Origin of the sequence: Intestinibacter sp. (assembly GCF_034113885.1) — a bacterium.
In the GTDB taxonomy this organism is placed as follows: Bacteria; Bacillota; Clostridia; order Peptostreptococcales; family Peptostreptococcaceae; genus Intestinibacter.
Genome location: NZ_JAXEWM010000163.1, coordinates 1 through 3,697, shown reverse-complemented (window position 1 = coordinate 3,697; position 3,697 = coordinate 1). Strand labels below are relative to the sequence as shown.

At 31.5% G+C, this 3,697-nt stretch carries 3 protein-coding genes; 1 reads left to right on the top strand and 2 read right to left on the bottom strand.

Annotation, left to right across the window (positions count from 1 at the left end; all coding sequences use genetic code 11):
- Together SPD90_RS10355 and SPD90_RS10350 are read right to left on the bottom strand one after the other, a co-directional pair.
- Window positions 1-1,277: amidohydrolase (locus SPD90_RS10355; RefSeq protein ID WP_320925171.1), on the bottom strand; the 1,277-nt coding region annotated here is incomplete at its 3' end.
- Window positions 1,278-1,332: 55 nt separating this feature from the next.
- The gene (locus tag SPD90_RS10350; RefSeq protein WP_320624235.1) at window positions 1,333-2,721 is read right to left on the bottom strand and encodes an APC family permease; all 1,389 of its coding nucleotides are present in this window, start codon (window positions 2,719-2,721) and stop codon (window positions 1,333-1,335) included.
- A 180-nt stretch (window positions 2,722-2,901) separates the two neighbouring features.
- Here SPD90_RS10350 and SPD90_RS10345 point away from each other — a divergent pair.
- A partial coding sequence (locus SPD90_RS10345; protein WP_320925170.1) for a protein adenylyltransferase SelO family protein occupies window positions 2,902-3,697 on the top strand: 796 nt, incomplete at its 3' end.

Below are 3,697 nucleotides of genomic sequence, written 5' to 3'. Positions count from 1 at the left end.
TCATCTAAAGTTTTGAATGCGTAAGAAGTAGAAGACAATTCTTTGCCACATCTATTTTCAACTACATGCATATCGTAGTCAAGGAATATAGGTTGATAGCTTACAACTATTCCTAATTTAGCTATTCTTTCTAGTAAAGCTTTATCTGTTATTTGGCAATGAATTAAAGCATGTCTTAATTTATTTCCTTCTTCACCAAATGTTTTTTCATAGCTATCTATAGTTTGTTCAATAGCTGCATCACCTATAACGTGAGTAGCTACTTGTATACCTGCTTCACTTGCTACTTTACAGAACTCATCCATTTCTTCTTGGCTCATCCATACAAGACCTTTATTACCTGGGTCGTCTTTATAATCTTCTCTAAGAAGAGCTGTTCTAGCACCTAAACTACCATCTTTAAACAATTTAAGTGGTCCTAATTGAATTAGAGAATCCTCTTCGTATTTACCATTAGCTAATTCTCCATTTATATATTCTTTAAATTGATCTACAGTGTTAAAAGAAATTTGATGTCTATAACGAACTATTCCTTCTCCAGAATCATAGATATCTTTGAATAGTTTAAAATAAACTGGATAATCAAATACTATTGTTCCTAAATCATTGCTTTGAACAGTAGTTACACCATGTTCAGCAGCATATTCACTAGCTTCTATGAACATTTTTCTTCTTTCTTCTATGTCTGGTCTTGGAATTATATCTTTTGCAAAATTACAAGCATTCTCAGTAAATACACCATTAGGATATCCATCTTCACCTATTTCAAATGTTCCACCGTTGTATTGTGGAGAATTTCCGTCTAATCCTAATACTTCTATAGCTTTAGTATTTGTGGCTAATATGTGACCACAAACTCTATCTAATACTATAGGAATTTCTGTCGATATTTTATCTAAATCAAATCTATTTGGCATTCTATCGCTATCTTCAAATAGATCTTGATTCCATCCTTGAGCATATAAACCACCTTTTACTCTCTCAGGGTTTTCAGATATATATTTTTTGCATATTTCTATCATTTCATCTATGCTCTTACAACCACTTATTTTAGCTTGATACATTGTTTCTCCAAGACTAAACATATGCATATGAGAATCATTAAGACCAGGTATTACTGTTTTACCTTGACAGTCTATTTTTTCGTCAATATCTGAAGTTGCTAAAATTTCATCATTAGTTCCAATAGCTTTAATTTTTCTATCTTCAATTAAAACAGCTTCTACAAATTTTTCTTTTTCTACATAAATTTTTCCATTGAATAAAACTGTTTTCATTTTTTATTTTCCCCCTATAATTTCACATAATATAATTAGAAATTATACAAATATCCTATGCTGATTTTCCTTCTTTTTTCAACTGTTTATCAAAGTATAAGTAGAATAATATACCTATAGCAGGAACTGCAAATCCAGTTATTGCACTTACTGGATCGTCGAAGAATGTACTTACAACTAATCCTGCGAAAATAAGAGCTGTAATTATTATACTAACTGGATAGAACCAAACTTTGTATGGTCTGTCTATTTCAGGCATTTTCTTACGAAGTACTGGTACAGCTAAAACAGTTAAGAAGTTAAATAACATTGTTTGGAAAACAACTAAAGTAGTTAATTGATCTAGATTTCTAATTAATACTAATGCTATAGATATTACTGCTTGAACTATTAATGCAGTTGTAGGAACTTTATATTTAGGATGTAATTTTCCAAATGATTTAAAGAAGTGACCTTCTTTAGCCATTGCATAGTACATACGAGGTTGAGCTAATATTAATCCATTTGTTGAACCAAATATAGCTATTACCATTGCTGCAGTAACTAATATACCACCTGCATTACCAAAAATTAATTTAGCAACTTCTGTTCCTAAATAGTAGTTTCCATCTCCTATCATTGATACTACTGTATCATGAGGTAAAACTCTATATATAGCATAGTTAAATAATGTATAAAGTACTGTTATTCCACCTATACCGATTATTAATGCTAATGGTAAATCTCTCTTAGGATTTTTAATTTCTTCTGTTACTGTGTTTAAATTAGTCCATCCTTCATAAGCCCACAATGAAGCTACAATCGCAAATGCAACCATTGATATAGTTCCTGATGCACCAGAAGATGCTACTTCTTGACCTATACCAAGATCTGGAGTTATTTTACCACAGAATAATGCTGCTCCTAATATTAATAAAATTGGCACTAATTTTGCAACCATAGAAATATTTTGAAGTATTGATGATAATTTTACACCATAACAGTTGTAAATAGTTAATCCTATAATTAATACAACTGCAAATACTTTTATACCTGTGTCGCTAAGTGCTACAAAAGATTTAAGTGCTGTAGGAAGTGCTATAGCTAAAGCAGCTACTGAACCAGGACCTCCTATTAGCCAATCTGAGAACCCAGCTAAGAATCCCACACATGGATGATATGCTTCTGTTAGGTATACCATTCTACCACCTGCTTTAGGCATTGCAGCTCCTAATTCTGCATAACATAATCCACCAAATAGAGATATTATTCCTCCTAGGATCCAAGCTAAAATAGCTAATCCATAGTTGTAATTAGTTCTGTCTAATACATAAGAACCAAGATAGAATATCCCTGAACCTATCATGATTCCACCGATGATACTTACTCCACCGAAAACACCGATTTCTCTTTTGAATTCAGTTTTTTCAGAAGATAATTCTTGTACGTGTTTTTGATCACTCATGGTATTATTCCTTTCTTTTTTTACAAAAATTTTTAATTACTTACAAATTATAACATATGTTGAAAATTCATACAATTATCTAATACCTTCTATTTGTCACCAAATAAGGTTATTTTCTTATTAAATAGGGTATATTATTAAAAAGATATTCAACTAAACTTACGAAAGGAGTACAATTTTATGACAAATAAAATAGTTAAAACTGGGTTCAATTTCGATAATTCATATATAAATCTCCCTAAAAAATTTTACAGCTATGTAGATTTAAAACCTGTAAAATCACCCAATTTAATTATTTTAAATGAAAATCTATCAGATTCACTTGGATTAAATAAAGATTTCTTAAAATCTCAAGAAGGAATTTATATTCTTTCAGGAAATACAAGCTCTGAAAACGGTGCGTATATATCACAAGCATATGCAGGACATCAATTTGGAACCTTCACAATGTTAGGCGATGGACGCGCTTTGCTAATAGGTGAACAAATAACTCCTTCAGGAGAAAGATTTGATATTCAGCTCAAGGGTTCAGGCAGAACTCCTTATTCTAGAAACGGAGACGGTCGCGCTGTTTTAGGACCTATGCTACGAGAATATATAGTAAGTGAAGCTATGCACAATCTTAAAATACCAACTACTCGAAGTCTCTCTGTTATATCTACTGGAGAAGATGTATATAGAGAAAAAATAGAACAAGGAGCTATACTAACTAGAGTCGCAGCTAGCCATATTAGATTCGGAACCTTTGAATATGCATCGTATATGTTGGGACCTGATAAATTAAAAGCCCTTACAGATTATACTATAAAAAGACATTTTCCCTTTATAGAAAACAGCAAAAATAAATACGTTGATTTTATCAATGAGGTTATGATACGCCAGATTAAGCTTGTAGCTAAGTGGCAAAGTGTAGGATTTATACATGGTGTCTTAAATACCGACAATATGAGTATATGTGGAGAAACTATCGATTATG

Bases quoted from the DNA above. Each gene is read 5' to 3' on its own strand.
- SPD90_RS10350 (WP_320624235.1), bottom strand. From the start codon at position 2,721: ATGAGTGATCAAAAACACGTACAAGAATTATCTTCTGAAAAAACTGAA.